Source organism: Brevibacterium sp. Z349TD_9, from assembly GCF_056173565.1.
Map to the genome: position 1 here is coordinate 2,875,145 of NZ_CM149680.1, position 15,955 is coordinate 2,891,099.

General features: G+C 67.9%; 14 protein-coding genes and 1 other RNA gene. 4 read left to right on the forward strand and 11 right to left on the reverse strand.

Annotation, left to right across the window (positions count from 1 at the left end):
• Positions 1–20: 20 nt before the first annotated feature.
• Entirely contained in the window at positions 21–1,430 is a 1,410-nt protein-coding gene (locus tag AC0VYB_RS13440) for a PucR family transcriptional regulator (RefSeq protein WP_009379530.1), read from the reverse strand.
• A gap of 132 nt (positions 1,431–1,562) precedes the next feature.
• Between AC0VYB_RS13440 and speB the strand changes: the two genes are divergently transcribed.
• The 3 genes from speB to AC0VYB_RS13455 are packed head-to-tail and all read left to right on the forward strand — an operon-like array spanning position 1,563 to position 5,770.
• Positions 1,563–2,573, forward strand: coding sequence for an agmatinase (gene speB / locus AC0VYB_RS13445; protein WP_063249144.1), 1,011 nt, complete (start codon positions 1,563–1,565; stop codon positions 2,571–2,573).
• Positions 2,566–4,245, forward strand: a complete 1,680-nt coding sequence (locus tag AC0VYB_RS13450) for a thiamine pyrophosphate-binding protein (protein WP_009379534.1) — start codon at positions 2,566–2,568, stop codon at positions 4,243–4,245. Before speB ends, AC0VYB_RS13450 begins: the two co-directional genes overlap by 8 nt.
• 25 nt (positions 4,246–4,270) lie before the next feature.
• On the forward strand, positions 4,271–5,770 hold the full coding sequence (locus AC0VYB_RS13455; protein ID WP_475384746.1) for a sodium:solute symporter family protein: 1,500 nt from the start codon (positions 4,271–4,273) through the stop codon (positions 5,768–5,770).
• A gap of 3 nt (positions 5,771–5,773) precedes the next feature.
• Here AC0VYB_RS13455 and AC0VYB_RS13460 read toward each other — a convergent pair whose 3' ends face one another.
• The 5 genes from AC0VYB_RS13460 to AC0VYB_RS13480 form a co-directional block, all read right to left on the reverse strand.
• The gene (locus AC0VYB_RS13460; RefSeq protein ID WP_009379538.1) at positions 5,774–6,373 is read right to left on the reverse strand and encodes a signal peptidase I; all 600 of its coding nucleotides are present in this window, start codon (positions 6,371–6,373) and stop codon (positions 5,774–5,776) included.
• Positions 6,370–7,281: a hypothetical protein gene (locus AC0VYB_RS13465; RefSeq protein ID WP_259823712.1), complete on the reverse strand. Its 912-nt coding sequence runs from the start codon at positions 7,279–7,281 to the stop codon at positions 6,370–6,372. The genes AC0VYB_RS13460 and AC0VYB_RS13465 overlap by 4 nt, the downstream gene beginning before the upstream one ends.
• Positions 7,254–8,408: a hypothetical protein gene (locus AC0VYB_RS13470; protein WP_009379542.1), complete on the reverse strand. Its 1,155-nt coding sequence runs from the start codon at positions 8,406–8,408 to the stop codon at positions 7,254–7,256. Before AC0VYB_RS13470 ends, AC0VYB_RS13465 begins: the two co-directional genes overlap by 28 nt.
• Complete coding sequence (locus AC0VYB_RS13475) at positions 8,405–8,962, reverse strand: hypothetical protein (protein ID WP_131248136.1); 558 nt, start codon at positions 8,960–8,962, stop codon at positions 8,405–8,407. Before AC0VYB_RS13475 ends, AC0VYB_RS13470 begins: the two co-directional genes overlap by 4 nt.
• A 62-nt stretch (positions 8,963–9,024) precedes the next feature.
• Positions 9,025–9,612, reverse strand: a complete 588-nt coding sequence (locus AC0VYB_RS13480; RefSeq protein WP_009379545.1) for a hypothetical protein — start codon at positions 9,610–9,612, stop codon at positions 9,025–9,027.
• A gap of 467 nt (positions 9,613–10,079) precedes the next feature.
• Between AC0VYB_RS13480 and AC0VYB_RS13485 the strand changes: the two genes are divergently transcribed.
• On the forward strand, positions 10,080–11,732 hold the full coding sequence (locus AC0VYB_RS13485) for a thiamine pyrophosphate-binding protein (protein ID WP_009379547.1): 1,653 nt from the start codon (positions 10,080–10,082) through the stop codon (positions 11,730–11,732).
• 97 nt (positions 11,733–11,829) lie between these two features.
• Here AC0VYB_RS13485 and ssrA read toward each other — a convergent pair.
• The 5 genes from ssrA to ftsE form a co-directional block, all read right to left on the reverse strand.
• Positions 11,830–12,207, reverse strand: a transfer-messenger RNA (tmRNA) gene (gene ssrA / locus AC0VYB_RS13490).
• Between the two features lie 156 nt (positions 12,208–12,363).
• Positions 12,364–12,834, reverse strand: a complete 471-nt coding sequence (gene smpB, locus AC0VYB_RS13495; RefSeq protein ID WP_009379549.1) for an SsrA-binding protein SmpB — start codon at positions 12,832–12,834, stop codon at positions 12,364–12,366.
• Between the two features lie 107 nt (positions 12,835–12,941).
• The gene (locus AC0VYB_RS13500) at positions 12,942–14,171 is read right to left on the reverse strand and encodes a M23 family metallopeptidase (RefSeq protein WP_063250880.1); all 1,230 of its coding nucleotides are present in this window, start codon (positions 14,169–14,171) and stop codon (positions 12,942–12,944) included.
• A gap of 1 nt (position 14,172) precedes the next feature.
• A complete protein-coding gene (ftsX, locus tag AC0VYB_RS13505; RefSeq protein ID WP_009379553.1) occupies positions 14,173–15,087 on the reverse strand; it encodes a permease-like cell division protein FtsX in 915 nt (304 codons plus the stop codon).
• Complete coding sequence (ftsE, locus tag AC0VYB_RS13510) at positions 15,084–15,773, reverse strand: cell division ATP-binding protein FtsE (RefSeq protein ID WP_009379555.1); 690 nt, start codon at positions 15,771–15,773, stop codon at positions 15,084–15,086. Before ftsE ends, ftsX begins: the two co-directional genes overlap by 4 nt.
• Positions 15,774–15,955 lie beyond the last annotated feature (182 nt).

A 15,955-nucleotide genomic window follows, 5' to 3' on the forward strand; every position in this document is an offset into this window, starting at 1 on the left:
CGGACCCGGCACGCCGGCGGTCAGAGTTCGGCGAGTTCGAGGGCGATCGCCACGGCCTGCGTCGTCTCCGGGTCCGCAAGATCGCGCCCGAGCAGCCGTTCGATCCGCTGCAGCCGCGCCCGCACCGTGTGCCGGTGGACGCCGAGCTCGGTCGCCACAGCGTCCCGCACTCCCCCGGCGGCGATGAAGGACCGCAGGGTGAGGAGCAGCTCGCGCCCGTCCTTCGAGGAGATGAGGTCGCCGAGGACCCGGTCGACGAAGCGGTTCGCCGCCGCCTCGTCGATCGCCGACAGCAGCGCCCTGACATCGGAGTTCGCCGTCTCATGCTGGGTCCGCCACACCGTCCACGTGTGATGGACCTGGGTCAGGGGCAGCAGTTTGGCGAAGAGCTTCTCCACCCCCGTCACCTCCGCGACCCGATCGACGAGGCTGTCGCCGGTGTGGAGGACGCCGACCATCGACCCGGAGCGGGCGATGAGGGTGTCGGGACCGAGGTCGGCGAGCAGCTGTTCCGCGGTCTCTCCGCGCACCTCGCCGAAGATCGTGAATCGGGCACGGGCGACCGCGGGCGAACCGGTGCGCAGCACCCACTCCGTCCGGGCCTCCGCCGGCTGCAGTGACGTCGTGAACAGGCGCGACTCACCCCGCCGAGGCGGCCCCGCGGAGATCGCGAGACCGAGGAGGGCCGCAGCGGTCGAGAGCAGCTGGGAGCGGGTGCGCTGACTCACGGTCGTCTCCGCCGCAGCGAGGATCCATCCGGCGACCCGCTCATCACCGACCGGCACGGCCTCGAACCCTCCCGCGCCTGCCCTGAGCAGACGCGGAGCCGACGAGGTGCCGAGCGCCTCGCCGATGAGCTCGGAGCGCACGGCCACAGGCGGGTTCGGACCGGTCAGCCCCCGCCCGGTCGGGGAGACGAACTGGACCTCGCCGCCGAGGGTGTCGGCGAGGTCGGCGACGAGATCGGCGGGACCGGTGCGGGCGAGCGCGGTGGCGAACCGGCGACCCGCGCTCGAGGCTCGGGTGACCTCGCGGTTCGTCTCCTCCTCGCGCATCCTCGTGAAGGCGTCGACGACGGCGACGAACGGCACGGGTTCGGGCACGCCGAAGAGCGCGAGCCCGTGTTCCTCAGCATGCCGGATGAGCGAGGCCGGCAGCTCGACCGAGGGCAGGTCGCTGCCGAGACCGATGCCGAGCGCGTGGACCCCGACCCGGGTGAGTCTCGCGATGTAGTCACCGGCCGAGGGCGCGGTGAGATCCTGGCCGACGCCGATCGTGAGCAGAACCTCGCCGCCGGCGAGCCATTCGTCGACTTCCGGCAGCTCGGAGGAGTGGACGATCGTCACCTCCTTCTCCCGCGCGCCCGGCGGATCGACGGCGATCTCGAGGGCGAGTTCGCGCCGCGCCCACAGCTGTCCCAAGGTGACCATGCGCCCATCCTATCCACTGTGTCCATGCTCGGCGGATGCACTGTCCGCAGTGGATATCTGTGACGGGGATGACACGTCCTAGGCTGAGGGCACACACTGCCGCCCTCACCCGACGACGCCCAAGGAGAGTCCATGCCGTCCCAACCCCTCGGCCCTGCCGACTACAGCCAGACCCCGCGCTTCGCGGGACCCCCGACCTTCGGTCTCCTCCCCCGCCTCGACGAGGTCGAAGCTGCCCGTCCGGGTGAGAGGATCGACGTCAAGGTCGTCGGCATCCCCTTCGATGCCGGTGTCAGCTACCGTCCCGGTGCCCGCTTCGGTCCCGCGCACATCCGCCAGTCCTCGAAGCTGCTGCGCCCCTACAACCAGGCGACGAACGTCCACCCGTTCACGTGGCAGCAGGTCGCCGACTGCGGTGACCTCGGCGTCAATCCCTTCGACATCGAAGAGGCCATCGCCACCGTCGAGGAGAACGCCGACGCCCTGCGCGCCGACGGAGCGAAGATCCTCACCCTCGGCGGCGACCACACGCTCGCGCTGCCGAACCTCCGTTCGCTGCACAAGACGCACGGGAAGATCGCCGTCCTCCACTTCGACGCCCACCTCGACACATGGGACACGTACTTCGGGGCCCCGTACACGCACGGCACGCCCTTCCGGCGGGCGAGCGAAGAGGGTCTGCTCGACCTCGAATCGTGCATGCACGTCGGCATCCGCGGCCCCCTCTACGGGAGCAAGGACCTCGAGGACGACAGCGTGCTCGGCTTCCAGATCATCCGCAGCGACGACTACCAGTTCACCTCCGTGCCCGAGGTCGTCGCCCGCATCCGCAGGCGCCTCGGCGATGCTCCTGTCTACCTCTCGATCGACATCGACGTCCTCGACCCGGCGGCCGCGCCCGGCACCGGCACCCCCGAGGCGGGCGGCATGACGAGCCGTGAGCTGCTCAATACCATCCGCGGGCTCCAGGGGCTCAACATCGTCGGCGCGGAGATCGTCGAGGTCGCCCCCGCCTACGACCATGCGGAGATCACGGGGCTCGCCGCCGCCCACGCCGGCTACGAGATCCTCTCCCTGTGGGCGGCCGAGCAGAACGGGCTCACCGGACCCTCGGGTCCCAGCGGGGAGGCCCTCGGTGTCTGAGACGACCCACCGCAACGGCGGCCTCGCCGTCGTCTCGACGCTCGTCGCCCATGGTGTCGACACGATCTTCGGCATCCCCGGCACCCACAACCTCGAGTTCTACCGGCATCTGCCGGCGTTCGGGATCCGCGCCGTCACGCCTCGCCACGAGCAGGGTGCCGGCTACGGCGCCGACGGGTACTTCCTGCTCTCGGGCAAGCCCGGGGTCGTCATCACGACCTCGGGTCCGGGACTGACGAACGTCATCACGGCAGCGGCGACCGCGTACGCGGAGTCGCGTCCGATGCTCATCCTCTCCCCCGGTGTGCCCACCGGGCTCGAGCGCGCCGACATCGGCATGCTCCATGAGACCAAGGACTCCTCCGGGGCCCTGTCCCACCTGCTCGTGTCCTCCCAGCGCACGCGCACCGCCGAGGGTGCGGCCCAGGCCGTCGCCGAGGCGTTCGCCCTCTTCGCGTCCTCCCGTCCGGGTCCTGTCCACATCGAGGTCCCCCTCGACGTCCTCGAGGGCGCCTGGCACGGCAGCGTGCCCGCGCCGATCCCGGCCCGCCGGCCCGGTCTCGACGCCCACGCCGTCACCCGCGCTGCCGAGGCGATCCGCAGTGCCTCACGCCCGGTCATCGTCGCAGGCGGCGGGGCGCGTGCGGCCGCCGCCGAGGTGGCGGCGCTCGCCGAGTCGATCGACGCTCCGGTGGCGACGACGGCCAACGGCAAGGGCATCGTCGATGAGGACCATCCGCTCTCGCTGGGGTCGAACGTCCGATTCCCGAGCGTCCAGGCCGAGACCGCCGCCGCCGACGTCCTCATCGTCCTCGGCTCCGAACTCGCCGACTCCGACCTCTGGGGCGGGACGATCGGCGCCCAGACCGCCCCCGGGGTCAGGGACGAGTCGGCAGACCAGGTCGTCATCCGCTGCGACATCGACCCCGACCAGTTGGGCAAGAACCTCAGCGGGGACATCCTCGTCTGCGCCGACACCGGTGAGTTCCTCACCGCACTCGCCGCCGAACTCGACGCCGCACCGGCGGCTGCGGACACACCCGCAGAGGACACGACCACGACCGACGGCGGGACCGCCTCGGCGAGGGAGAGGGTCGAGACGATCCGCGCGCACTGGGGCGCAGATTTCGACTCCGAGCGGATCGGGGCCCGGGTGACCCGGCTCGTCGCCGCCGGCGCCGGCCCGGACGTCGTCATCGCCGGGGACTCCTCCCAGGTCACCTACGACGGCTCGGTCCACGCGCTTCTCGCCCACACCCCCGACCAGCTGCTCTACATGCCCGGCTTCGCCACGCTCGGCTACGGCATTCCGGCGGCGATCGGGGCGAAGGTCGCCTCCCCGCAGCGTCCGGTCGTCTGCGTCCTCGGGGACGGGGCGGCGATGTTCTCGATCCAGGAGGTCATGACCGCGACCGAACTCGGCCTCGGGATCCCCTTCGTCATCGTCGACAACGGCGGGTACGCGGAGATCGAGGAGCAGATGGTCGACCGGGACATGGAGCCCTTCGCCGTCCGCCTCGCTCGCCCGGACTTCGCCCAGCTCGGCGCCTCGATGGGAGGGGTCGGGGTGAGCATGCGGGAGTCGGAGATGACCGCAGAGCTGCCCGACGCCGTCGCCGAGGCGCTGGGACGCGCCGTTCCCACCATCATCCACATCACCGTCGGCGACTGAACCGACCCTGGAATAAGGAGTCACTGTGGACTCACTCGTTGTCATCATCTATCTCGCCGCGATGGTGGGATTCGGAATCTGGGGCCGGTTCAAGGCGAAGGACCAGGACGACTTCCTCGTCGCCGGCAGACGGCTGGGCGGACTGCTCTACACGGGCACGATGTCGGCCGTCGTCCTCGGCGGGGCGTCGACCATCGGCGGGGTCGGCCTCGGCTACACCGCTGGGCTCTCAGGCATGTGGCTGGTCTTGAGCATCGGCATGGGCATCATCGTCCTCTCCCTGTTCTTCGCCCCGAAGATCCAGAGGCTCGAGATCTACACCGTCTCGCAGATGCTCGAACTCCGCTACGGGAAGGGCTCGCGCCTCGTGTCCGGGACGATCATGACCGCCTACGGTCTCATGATCTCGACGACCTCGACGGTCGCCTACGCGACGGTCTTCCACGCCCTGTTCGACCTCGACAAGTTCTGGTCGGTGATCATCGGCGGCGGCATCGTCATCACGTACTCGATGCTCGGTGGCATGTGGTCGATCACGCTCACCGACTTCGTCCAGTTCCTCATCCAGACCGTCGGCATCTTCCTCCTCATGCTCCCCCTCGTCATCAACCGCGCGGGAGGGCTGACGGAGCTGTTCTCGTCCCTGCCCGCCGAGGCGACGAGTCCCGTGGGCATCGGATGGCAGGCGATCCTGAGCTACATCCTCATCTACACCCTCGGCCTGCTCATCGGGCAGGACATCTGGCAGCGCGTGTTCACCGCGCGCAGTCCCGGCGTGGCCCGGTGGGGTAGGCTCTCGGCCGGCGTCTACTGCCTCCTCTACGCCGTCGCCGGTGCCCTCATCGGGATGGCGGCGACCCGGATCGTGCCGGGCATCGATGTCGCCGACGATGTCTTCGTCGCCGTCGTCGACGCGTCGATGTCGCCGGTGCTCGCCGGGTTCGTCCTCGCCGCGGCACTCGCGGCGATGATGTCGACGGCCTCGGGGTCGCTCATGGCCGCCTCGACCGTGTGCCGGCAGGACATCGTCGAGCCGCTCCTGGCCAAGCGCGACATCATGCCGGTGACGAGCGATGAGGAGCTCGCGGCCGGGACGAGGACGGACGGATCCGGCGGAGCGAAGACCGCGCTCACGCGCTCCCTCGTCCGCGAGACCGGGGATGAGATCCGCGACTCGCGGATCTACCTCATCGGGCTCGGCATCGTCACCCTTGCACTCGCCCTCATCATGCCGAGCGTCGTCGAGGCCCTCACCGTCGCCTACAACCTCCTCGTCGCCGGTCTCTTCATCCCGATCCTCGGCGGTCTCGTCTTCCGCCGCGGCACGATCGTCGGCGTCATGGCGGGCATGATCCTCGGATCGGTGACGACGATCGTCGTGATGATCACGCTGGGCATCTACTCGAACGAGGCGATCTACCTCGGTCTCCTCGCCTCACTGCTCGGCTACGTCGCAGGCTCCCTCGTCTCGAAGCCGACGCCGCCTGAGATCATGGCCGAATGGCGGGAGCGCCTGAGCCGGTGATGCTCAGTGCCGGCCGGAGCCGCGTCGCTTCGGCCGGGCGATCTCCCACACCGCGTAGGCGCCGAAGAGCCCGGCGGCGATCCATGTGCCGACCCGCTTCTGCTCGGGCGAGGTGAGCGTGGCGACATAGCCGACGAGGGGAACGTGGTAGCGGACGAGTCCGCGGACCTGCACGGCACGGACCGGATCCGGGTCGGCCGCGGCGTTCGCGTCGCCTTGGGTGCGGTAGACGGTCTCCCCGTTCTCCTCGTCGACTGAGATGATGCGATGGGTGACGACCTCGTCGCCGCCGGATTCGATCTGGAAGGTGATCACCTGGCCGGTGCGCAGGTTCTGCGCCTGGGCCGGGGTGAGCGGTTTGACGATGACCTGCGAACCGGGCGGGATCGTCGGGTCCATCGACCCGGTGATCACGGTGAGCGGCACCCAGCCCATGGCCAGCGGCAGCGCGACGGTGGCGATGAGGACGCCTGAGAAGGCCGCGACGAGGATCCCGCAGACCCAGGAGACGATGCGGTTCGCTCGGCGGCGACGACGCGGTCGTCGCCGGGGAACACCGTCTGCGGGGGTCGGAACAGCGGACGCTCGGGTGTCTGCGGTCATCGGAGGTCCTCTCCTTCGCTGTCGGCAGCGCCCGGCCCGCCGCTCGATCGCCGGCGTGCGGCGGCGACGAGGAGGAACCCTGCGAACGCGAGCACGAAGGCTGCGAGTGCGATGACCCCGAGTCCGTCGATCCCCGTCCGCGGCAGCGCTGACCCCTCCGCCGTGTCCGTGCCGTCGACGTGGGCGTCGTCTCCGTTCGACGACGATCCCTCCGCCGAGGCGGCCTCCCCCGCCGTATCGTCGGTCGCGTCGCTGCCGCCCCGGGAGTCGGAGTCGGCCCGATCGTCCGTGCGGTCGCTCTCGCATTCGGTGTCCGCCTTGACGCCGAGGTCGAAGCGCAGCGGCCACGTCCGATCCTGGGTGTCGTTGTCCTCCTCGGCGACGGCCGGGAGCTCGACGTCGACGCGGAGGATGTCCTGAGCCTGCGGTTCGATCGTCCCCAGGGGAATGCGCTCGCCGACGACCTGACTGTACGTGCCCGTCGCAGCGATCGTCCCCGCCCACGTGATCGTCACCCGCAGATCGTGGTCGATGTTCGCCACCGGGGAGTCCTGGGACTCGACGATGAGGGTGACCGCCACCGGCGCCTCGGCGATCGACCGGATGCTCAGCTCGTCGCTGCCGGTCGCACCGGGAGCGAGCAGACCGGGCACCTCGGGGAAGGCGCGCTCGAACTCGGACGGCGCGAACTCGCCGCTCCCGCCCACCTCGGCGACGGTGATGGTCTCGTCGATCGAGGCCGGGCAGGTTCCGGCGGCGGCAGGGACGGTGACGAAGGAACCGCCGAGGACGATCGCGAGCGTCGCGAGCGTGACCAGGGCCAGGGGCCCGGCGACGAACCATGCGGCCCACGGGATGCTGGTGAGTGCGCGGCAGGCGATCACAGCGTCGCCAGACTGACGGTGCACGATGGGCTGGAATCGAACGCCGGCCGGTAGATGTTCATCTCGTACACGGGTGACTGGGTCTCCCGCTCTCCGTTCGGTCCTGCCGGGTGCCCCGCAGCACCACCGGTGCCGCGGATGACGAACCGGACGGTCCTGTCGTAGCCGACCGTTCGGTCGTAGGGCTGCCTGATGACCTCGACGCGGTCCCCGGTGAAGCCGGACCCCACCTCGGGGATGGCGACATAGGACGCATAGTCCTCGGGGTCCCCGTCGAGTCGTCGAGCCGTCTTCGCCAGGCCGGAGAACTCAGGACGCTGCACCGTCCTGACGGAGAACGTGTGGGAGGAGTCGGAGTTGTAGACGGGGGTGCAGGTGATGATCTCATAGGGCGTCGCCTCGGTCTTGATCACCGGCTGCTTCACCGTCGCCGTCACTCCCCGGCACTCCTGCTTCGCCGTCGCTCCTGCCGGGCAGGCCGAGCGGTCTCCGGGGGCGGGACCGAGCACACCGTCGGGATAGAGCTGGGCGCTCTCCTCCTCGGTCAGGCCGTCGACGGCCCACTCCACGGCGAACCGGAAGGAGAACTTCGCTCCCCTCGCCTCGGTGAGATCCTGGTAGAGCAGGTAGGTGGGCTTCGCTCCGACACCGACCTCGACCTCTTCCCGGGCTCCGGGAGCGAGCTTCCACTGCAGGGTCGCACCGGGGAACTGCGCGGTCGACGTCGACGAGGTGACGCTCGCGGCGATCTGCTGCTTCGCGCCGGCGGCGTCCCTCACCCAGGCCTGAGCCGTGTCAGTCGCCTCCGAGACGTTCTCACCGGTGAGCTGCACCGAGGCGATCCTGATCGTCGCCACCAGCGTCGTCGACGAGTCGTTCGTCAGCGTCAGCGAGGTCTCATTCATCTGCCGGTCGAACCAGTTCCAGTCTCCGTAGTCAGGGGTCTCGACCCCGAGGGTCTTCGCTCTGATGACCGTGGGCTGGGCCCGAACCGTGAGACCGGACGAGTCGGCAGCCTCCGAGGTGAACCGGGCCTGTGTGGCCGGACTCGCACTCAGAGCCACAGCGGCGGCGACGGCGACGAAGAGCAGCGCACACAGACCGGCGAGGCCCGTGCGGGCTCGGCGGCTGGGGTTCCCTCCCCGGATCATCGGTCCTCCTGCACAACGGTGACGGACAGCGACGGAATCGTCAGCGCAGTGGAATCGCTCGACCCTGCCGCCGCGCCGAGGCAGTCGAAGGGCCGCTCGGCGGTGACGGTCTGCGAACCGGTCAGCGGACCGGTCGGACTCACAGCCGCCTTCCCCGCCGACCATGCGGCGGAGACGTTCGCGGGTGCCGCGTCCGGGGTGACCGCGTACCGCAGGTTCTCACCGTCGGCGGCGACCTCGAACGACGAGGAGACGATGAGTCGGTCGCCCCGCATGAAGGCGAAGGCCTCCGCCTGATCCTTCGTCAGCACGGCGCACGACCTGAAGTCACCGGTCGCCGTGCACGAGGGCTTCCCCGACAGCCGTGCATCCTTGTCGATCCTGCTCATCACCCGATAGGCGGGATCGGCGGCGGTGGCCGCGAGCTCTCCGGTCTCGACGGTGATCGGAGCCTGAGAGAAGGCAGCTTCGTCGTACCACTTCGCACCGCTGCCCAACCCGCTCGACAGCAGGAGCAGGGCCGCGGCCAGAGCGGCGAACACCCGCACTCTCATCTCACCTCCGATTCTTCGCGCGTGTCCTCCGGCACGGAGAGTCCGTGCCGGAGGAGACGGTCTCAGCGGTCGCTCTGGACCAGGCGCAGCTTGACGTCGCCGGTGTTGAACGAGAAGTCCGAGGCCTGCTTGTCCTTGCCCCACCACTGCGCAGAGTCGGTGCCCGGGTTCTCGCGGTTGAGCGAGTTGTCCTGGGAGTCCTTGAACTCCTTGAAGTAGATGGAGAAGCCGACGTCGAAGGTCGCACCGTCATCGGCGGCGGTGAGCGCGAGCGGCGAGGTGCTGCCGTTGACCGTGGTCTTGAGCACCGCGAATTCGTCGTCGACGAGTTTTGCGAGGTCACCCGTCGGAACCGCGCTCAGCGTCGCTTTGAGGTTCTTTCCCTTGATATTCGTCACGACTTTCGAGCTGCCGGTGCACTGCATGGTGTCACCGGGAACAATCGCGTCACCCGGTGCGACATTATCGCCGCCGTCAGCCCACTGGCACGAGAGGTTGTCGATCGCGAAGTTGAGCACACCCGACTGCACGGCAGCGGCATCCTGGCCCAGCGACGCCTCGTCGTACCAGCGGGCGAACGTGAGCCCTCCCCCGACGAGCAGTGCAACAGCGGCTCCACCTGCGACGACAGACTTCTTATTGATTCTCATGTGATTTCACTTTCCAGCACTACCGGTGCCATTCATGATGAATTGTCGGAAACACAGGAATGACGCTCACATGAATGACCAATTCACTTTCAGCGCAGTTCTGCGAATTCATCCCGACATCTTTCGCTATCTATATTTATCATGCTTTTACCGTGAATGACCAATTCATTATCTATATTACCGAGAAGTATTGGGAGTTAACTACTTCTGAGTAAGTGAATTCTTCCAATTATGCAAGAGCCATTTCTCGCATTCTGGATCTGAAATTCGGCGCCGCATTCGCGCCCACACCGGCTCTGACTTGGCGCGGAACTCTGATTGCCCTATATTCGAGTCTGTCAGGACGATTGCTCCGCCGACTGTGGCGAAGATGACAGTCCGGCGTTCGAAAAAAGAGCGCGAAGCCGCGGGTGCGCGAGTGAGACACATATGGATCTCTCCATATCCCGCTCCGCGAAAGGCCGCTCATGGCACACACCTCGGCGCATGTCGCCCATACCCTCGCCCGCCACATCGACGAGGTCTTCGGCCTCATGGGCAACGGGAACGCCTACTTCCTCGACTCCCTGCTCACGACCACCTCGGCGAACTACACCGCCGTCCGCCACGAGGCGGGTGCCGTCGTCGCCGCCGACGCCCACTTCCGCACCTCGGGGCGGATCGCGGCCGCGACGACGACGTACGGCGCCGGGTTCACGAACACGCTCACGGCGCTGGCCGAAGCGGCGCAGGCCCGCGTGCCCCTCGTCCTCGTCGTCGGGGACGAGCCGACATCGGGGCCGAGGCCGTGGGATGTCGATCAGATCGCGATGGCCTCAGCCGTCGGCGTGCGCACGTACACGGTCGGTCGCGTCGACGCGGCAGCTGCCACCGTCACCGCGATCGAGCACGCCCTGACCTACCGGGTGCCGGTGGTGCTCGCGATCCCCTACGACGTCGCAACCCTCGAGATCGGGGAGATCCCCGAGGTGCCGGGCCCGGGAGAGCCCTCTCCCCTCTCGCCGACCGGGGAGTTCCCGCAGGCCGCGCTCGACCGTCTGACCGGACTCCTCGCCGAGGCGGAGCGTCCGATCCTCCTCGCCGGGCGCGGCGCATGGCTGGCAGGAGCGGCGAAGGAGCTCGGAGAGCTCGCCGACGCGACCGGGGCGCTGACGGTGACGACGGCGCTGGGGCGGAACATCTTCCCGCGATCTGAGTACGACCTCGGCGTGGCAGGAGGGTTCGGGGCGCCGGGAGCGATGGAGAGGGTCCGGCAGGCCGATGTCGCCGTCGTCATCGGGGCCTCGCTCAACCAGTTCACGATGCGCTTCGGGGAGCTCTTCGCCCCCGGCACTCAGGTGTGGCAGATCGACGTCGACGACCGACCGACGCACGCCCGGGTCGGCGGATTCATCCGCGCCGATGCCCGGCTGGCCGCCGCCGAGCTCACTGCGCGTCTGCGCGCTGCCGGTGCCCGGCCGAGCACGTGGCGCGAGAGCGTCGACACCACGGCCGACCGCACCTATGAGGCCGGCACGGAGTTCGCCGCCGACGGCCGACTCGATCCGCGGGCCGCTGCCGCCCGCCTCGGCGAGCTTCTGCCCGAGGATCGGGTCGTCGTCTCCGACGGGGGCCACTTCATCGCGTGGGCGAACATGTTCTGGGAGCCGAGCGCGCCGGACCGGCTGGCGTTGGTCGGCACCGCGTTCCAGTCGATCGGGCTCGGCTGGCACAGCGTCGCGGGAGCCGCTCGGGCGAACCCGGAGGCGACGATCGTGCTCACCACCGGGGACGGAGGCGGGATGATGGCGCTCTCCGACCTCGACACGGCGATCCGATCCGCGGGCGGCAGAGGGATCGCTGTCGTCTTCAACGACGCCGCGTACGGGGCGGAGGTCAACCTCTACGGGCTCAAGGGGCTGGCGACGGAGCCGATGCTCATCGACGAGATCGACTTCGCCGCCCTGGCCACGGCCGCGGGCGGCCAGGGCGTCGTCGTCCGCTCGCTCGCCGACCTCGAGGTCCTCAAGGAGTGGGCGGCGACTCCCGTGGACGAGCGGAGGTTCCTCGTCCTCGACCTGCGCATCTCTGGCGGCGTCATCGCGCCGTACCAGGAAGAGGTCATCCGCATCAACGCGTGAGCCGCACGCGGTGGGGGCGTCGGGTACAGGGGCCCGCTGCCGGGCACGACGAAGCCCCGCCCGCCTGGTGAACACCAAGCGGACGGGGCCGTCGTGATTGTGGAGATGGCGGGAATCGAACCCGCGTCCGTCGGCAGATTGTCAGGACTTCTCCGGGCGCAGTTCGTGAAGCAGTCTCTTAGGTTCTGGCCATCGCACGAACACGTAGACCAACGAACGGAGTTGGGTAAGAGTCCCTCAGATGCCCCCAACGTGCATCTGAAGCAGTGGCCCCTTAAGCGACGCCAGGATCTAGAGCAGAGGCAACTCTAGGCTGACGGATTCGCAGCTCGCGCTCTATCAGGCAGCGAGGGCGAAATCGGTGCGGTTTTCAGATTTAGCACCTATTGTTTTGCAGAGGACATTAACGAGATGACTCTGCATTCTCGGCCCGCTTCTCCCGACGCAGTGTCCAACGTCGAAACCGATCATCCCCATATTCTGTTGCCAATCCTGTCCATGTCACCTGCGCTGACAGGTTCCATCGGACAGGAACACCAGCATACTCTCTCAACACCGGCCGATCCAATTGCATTCCCGACCGGTGGCGGAAACCGCTCAGAGGTGCTGATCGTTCAGAGGCACTTTCCGCTCAGAGATACTGCTTGGACTTCATCGCGCGCTCGGCTTCGCGCTTGTCCTGGGCTTCGCGCAGCGACTGGCGCTTGTCCCACTCGCGCTTGCCGCGGGCGAGGGCGATCTCGACCTTGACCCGGGAACCGTCGAAGTAGAGTTCGAGCGGGATGAGGGTGCGTCCGGACTCCTTGACCTTCTGGGAGATCTTGAGGATCTCCTCGCGGTGGAGCAGGAGCTTGCGGCGGCGCCTCGCGGCGTGGTTCGTCCAGGTCCCCTGGAGGTACTCGGGGATGTAGACGTTCTCGAGCCACGCCTCGTTCTGGAAGATGAGGGCGAAGCCGTCGGTGAGCGAGGCACGGCCCTCGCGCAGGGACTTCACCTCGGTCCCGGTGAGGACGAGTCCGGCCTCCCACGTGTCCTCGATGTGGTAGTCGTGGCGTGCCTTGCGATTGCGCGCAATGACCTTCTTGCCCGTGTCCTTCGCCATGGTCGGCCTCCTCTCAGCTCTCCTCCGACAGCGCCTGTCACGTGCGATTCCGTCGTCGCACGCAGACCCACAAGTCTATCGCATGTACCGCACCCGGGGTACCCGGCTCAGGAGATGAACGGCATCGCGTCGACGTAGCCGCCGTTCTCCATGATCTCGAAGTGGAGGTGGCAGCCGGTCGAGGCACCCGTCGTTCCCGAGATCGAGATGACGTCGCCCTTCTTCACCTTCTGCCCGTCGCGGACCTTGACGTTCGTGTTGTGGTTGTACGTCGAGGCGATCGACTTGCCCTTGATCTTGCCGTGGGAGATGACGACGCGGTTGCCGTAGCCGCCGGCCCAGCCGGCGGAGACGACGATGCCGTCGCCGGCCGCGCGGATCGGGGTGCCGCACGGGACGCCGAAGTCGGTGCCGGTGTGGAGTTTGCGGTTGCCGGTGATCGGGTGGATGCGGTAGCCGAACTGCGAGGTGATCGGGAAGCCCTTGGCCGGATTGGCGAGCACGCCGTCACCGTAGACGAAGTTGCCCTTCTTCTCCTGCTCCTTCTCCCACTCGCGGACCTTCTTCGCCAGCCGGTCCTGCTCGGCCTTCTCGTCGGCGAGCTGCTGTTCGGTCTTGTCCTTGTTGTCCGAGATCGTCTGCTCGGCGGCGTCTTTGGCGGAGATGAGGTCGCTTAAGTCGTCGGCCTTCTTCTTCGCCTCGGCCTGCGCGGCCTCCTTGGCGATGACCGCCTCGGCGGCTTCGTCCTTGAGGTCGGAGATCTCGTCGGTGACCCCGGACAGGCGCTCTTCGTTGTTCTGGTTGAGCGCCCGCTGCTCCGAGAGGTTGTCGATCGTGCGCTGCTGGGAGCGCACGGCCGAGTCGACGCGGCCGATGCCGCCGTCGGCGCTCGTGCCCTGCGCCATCTGCAGGAGCATCGCGAGGTCGGAGGTGATCCCGGAGTTCTGGTAGGCCTGGCGCCCGATCCGGGCCGCTGACGTGCGGTGCTTCTCGATCTCCTCGGCGCCGTCCTTGATCTGCTCCTTGAGGTCGGACTGCGCATTCTCCGCCGAGGTGAGGCGGGCGGCGAGATCCTCGTCCTTCTCGATCGCCTCGGCGAGGGCATCGTCGGCCTGCTGGGAGGCCTCCTCTGCGGCGGGGAGGGCCTCCTTCGCCTCGTCGCGTTCGGCGATGACCCGGGCGAGCTCCTCGTCGAGTCCCTCGAACTCCTGCTGGAGTTCCTTGACCCGATCGTCGACTTTGCTCTTGTCGTCGCGGGGGTCGGCCGTCGCCGAGGTGGCCGGCAGGACGATCACGAGCACCGCGGCCGTGAGGAGAAGGGGAAGCCTGCGTCTCATATCAGACCTTCGTGTACTTGTTCAGGGTGATGAGCGAGGACGCTCCTGCCATGACCACGCCGATGGCGATGAGGATCGGGGCGACGATGAGGACGTCGACGCCGGAGACGAGGTTGAACCCGGTCGCCTGGTCCTGCAACCAGCCGCTGACCCCGAAGTGGACGAGGAGGCCGAGGGCACCTGCCGACAGGGTCGCGCCGATCGCTGCGGCGATGACGCCCTCGAGGAGGAACGGGAGTTGGATGAAGGCGTTCGAGGCGCCGACGAGGCGCATGATGCCGGTCTCCCGACGCCGGGCGAACGCGGAGAGGCGGATCGTCGTGGCGATGAGCAGCATCGCGCACAGGAGCATGATGCCGGCGATGACGACGGCGACGACGGTCGCGACGTTGAGGACTCCGAAGAGACGGTCGAGCAGCTGGTTCTGGTCGACGACCTCCTCGACGCCCTGGGTCGAGGAGAAGTACTCCTTGATGATCTCGTACTTCTCAGCGTCCTTGAGTTTGACCCGGAAGGACTCGTTCATGTCCTCCTCGGGCACGGTGCCCTCGAGGCTCGTGCCTTGGAACTGCTCTTGGAAGTGCTTGTACGCCTCGGACTTGTCCTCGAAGTAGACGGTGTCGACGTAGGGGGCGAGTTCGGGACCGGAGAGGGCGTCCTCGATGTTCTGCCGCTGTGCGTCCGTGACCTCGCCTTCGACGCAGTTCGTCGCCTCGGAGTCGGGCGGGCAGAGGAAGATCGAGACCTGGACGCGGTCGTACCAGTAGTCCTTCATCTGTCCGACCTGCATCTGCAGGAGGATCGCGGCGCCGACGAAGAGGAGGGAGACGAAGGTGACGAGGACGACCGAGAGCACCATCGAGAAGTTCTTCCTCAGGCCGGAGCCGACCTCGGAGAGGATGAAGCCCGCCCTCATGAGGCGACTCCGTACGAGCCGTGCTCGACGTCGCGGACGATGCGGCCCTCGGAGAGTTCGATGACGCGCTTGGCCATGCGGTTGACGATCTCGCCGTCGTGGGTGGCCATGAGGACGGTCGTGCCGTTGCGGTTGATCTTCTCGAGCACGGCCATGATGTCGGCACTCGTCGCCGGGTCGAGGTTGCCGGTGGGCTCGTCGGCGAGCAGGATGCCGGGCTTGTTGACGACCGCGCGGGCGATCGCGACGCGCTGCTGCTCACCGCCGGAGAGCTCGTGCGGGTAGCGCTTCTGCTTGCCGGCCAGTCCCACGGTCTCGAGGACGTCGGGGACGAGTGTCGACATCGCCGCGCGTGACTTCCCGATGACCTGAAGGGCGAAGGAGACGTTGGCAAAGACGGTCTTGTTCGGCAGCAGTCGGAAGTCCTGGAAGACCGTGCCGATGCCTCGGCGGAGGTAGGGCACGCGCCATGAGGGCATCTTCACGACCGATTTGCCGGCTACCGTGATGCGGCCCTTCGTCGGGACCTCCTCCCGGAGGATGAGGCGGATGACCGTCGACTTGCCCGACCCCGAGGCTCCGACGAGGAACACGAATTCCCCGCGGTCGGCCGTGAACGAGATGTCGTCGAGGGCCTTGCGGGTGCGGGTGTCGTAGGACTTCGAAACGGAGTCGAATGTGATCAAGAGGGTCTTCAATCGTGTCGCGGATGGCTCGGCCGCTTCCACTGTACGTAACAGTTCCGTGATGTTCGGGGAGGCGGCTGGGCGTGTGTTGCGCGTCTGATGAAGTTCACAGTCGCGGCTGTTGCGGGGTCGGCGGCGGCTGGCGGCACAGCGGTCGGCAGCGGGACTGCCGCCGCTGCGAC

Bases quoted from the DNA above. Each gene is read 5' to 3' on its own strand.
- AC0VYB_RS13470 (WP_009379542.1), bottom strand. From the start codon at position 8,408: ATGATCCGGGGAGGGAACCCCAGCCGCCGAGCCCGCACGGGCCTCGCC.
- AC0VYB_RS13460 (WP_009379538.1), bottom strand. From the start codon at position 6,373: ATGACCGCAGACACCCGAGCGTCCGCTGTTCCGACCCCCGCAGACGGT.
- AC0VYB_RS13500 (WP_063250880.1), bottom strand. From the start codon at position 14,171: ATGAGACGCAGGCTTCCCCTTCTCCTCACGGCCGCGGTGCTCGTGATC.
- AC0VYB_RS13485 (WP_009379547.1), top strand. From the start codon at position 10,080: ATGGCACACACCTCGGCGCATGTCGCCCATACCCTCGCCCGCCACATC.
- speB (WP_063249144.1), top strand. From the start codon at position 1,563: ATGCCGTCCCAACCCCTCGGCCCTGCCGACTACAGCCAGACCCCGCGC.
- ftsX (WP_009379553.1), bottom strand. From the start codon at position 15,087: ATGAGGGCGGGCTTCATCCTCTCCGAGGTCGGCTCCGGCCTGAGGAAG.
- AC0VYB_RS13480 (WP_009379545.1), bottom strand. From the start codon at position 9,612: ATGAGAATCAATAAGAAGTCTGTCGTCGCAGGTGGAGCCGCTGTTGCA.
- smpB (WP_009379549.1), bottom strand. From the start codon at position 12,834: ATGGCGAAGGACACGGGCAAGAAGGTCATTGCGCGCAATCGCAAGGCA.
- AC0VYB_RS13475 (WP_131248136.1), bottom strand. From the start codon at position 8,962: ATGAGAGTGCGGGTGTTCGCCGCTCTGGCCGCGGCCCTGCTCCTGCTG.
- AC0VYB_RS13440 (WP_009379530.1), bottom strand. From the start codon at position 1,430: ATGGTCACCTTGGGACAGCTGTGGGCGCGGCGCGAACTCGCCCTCGAG.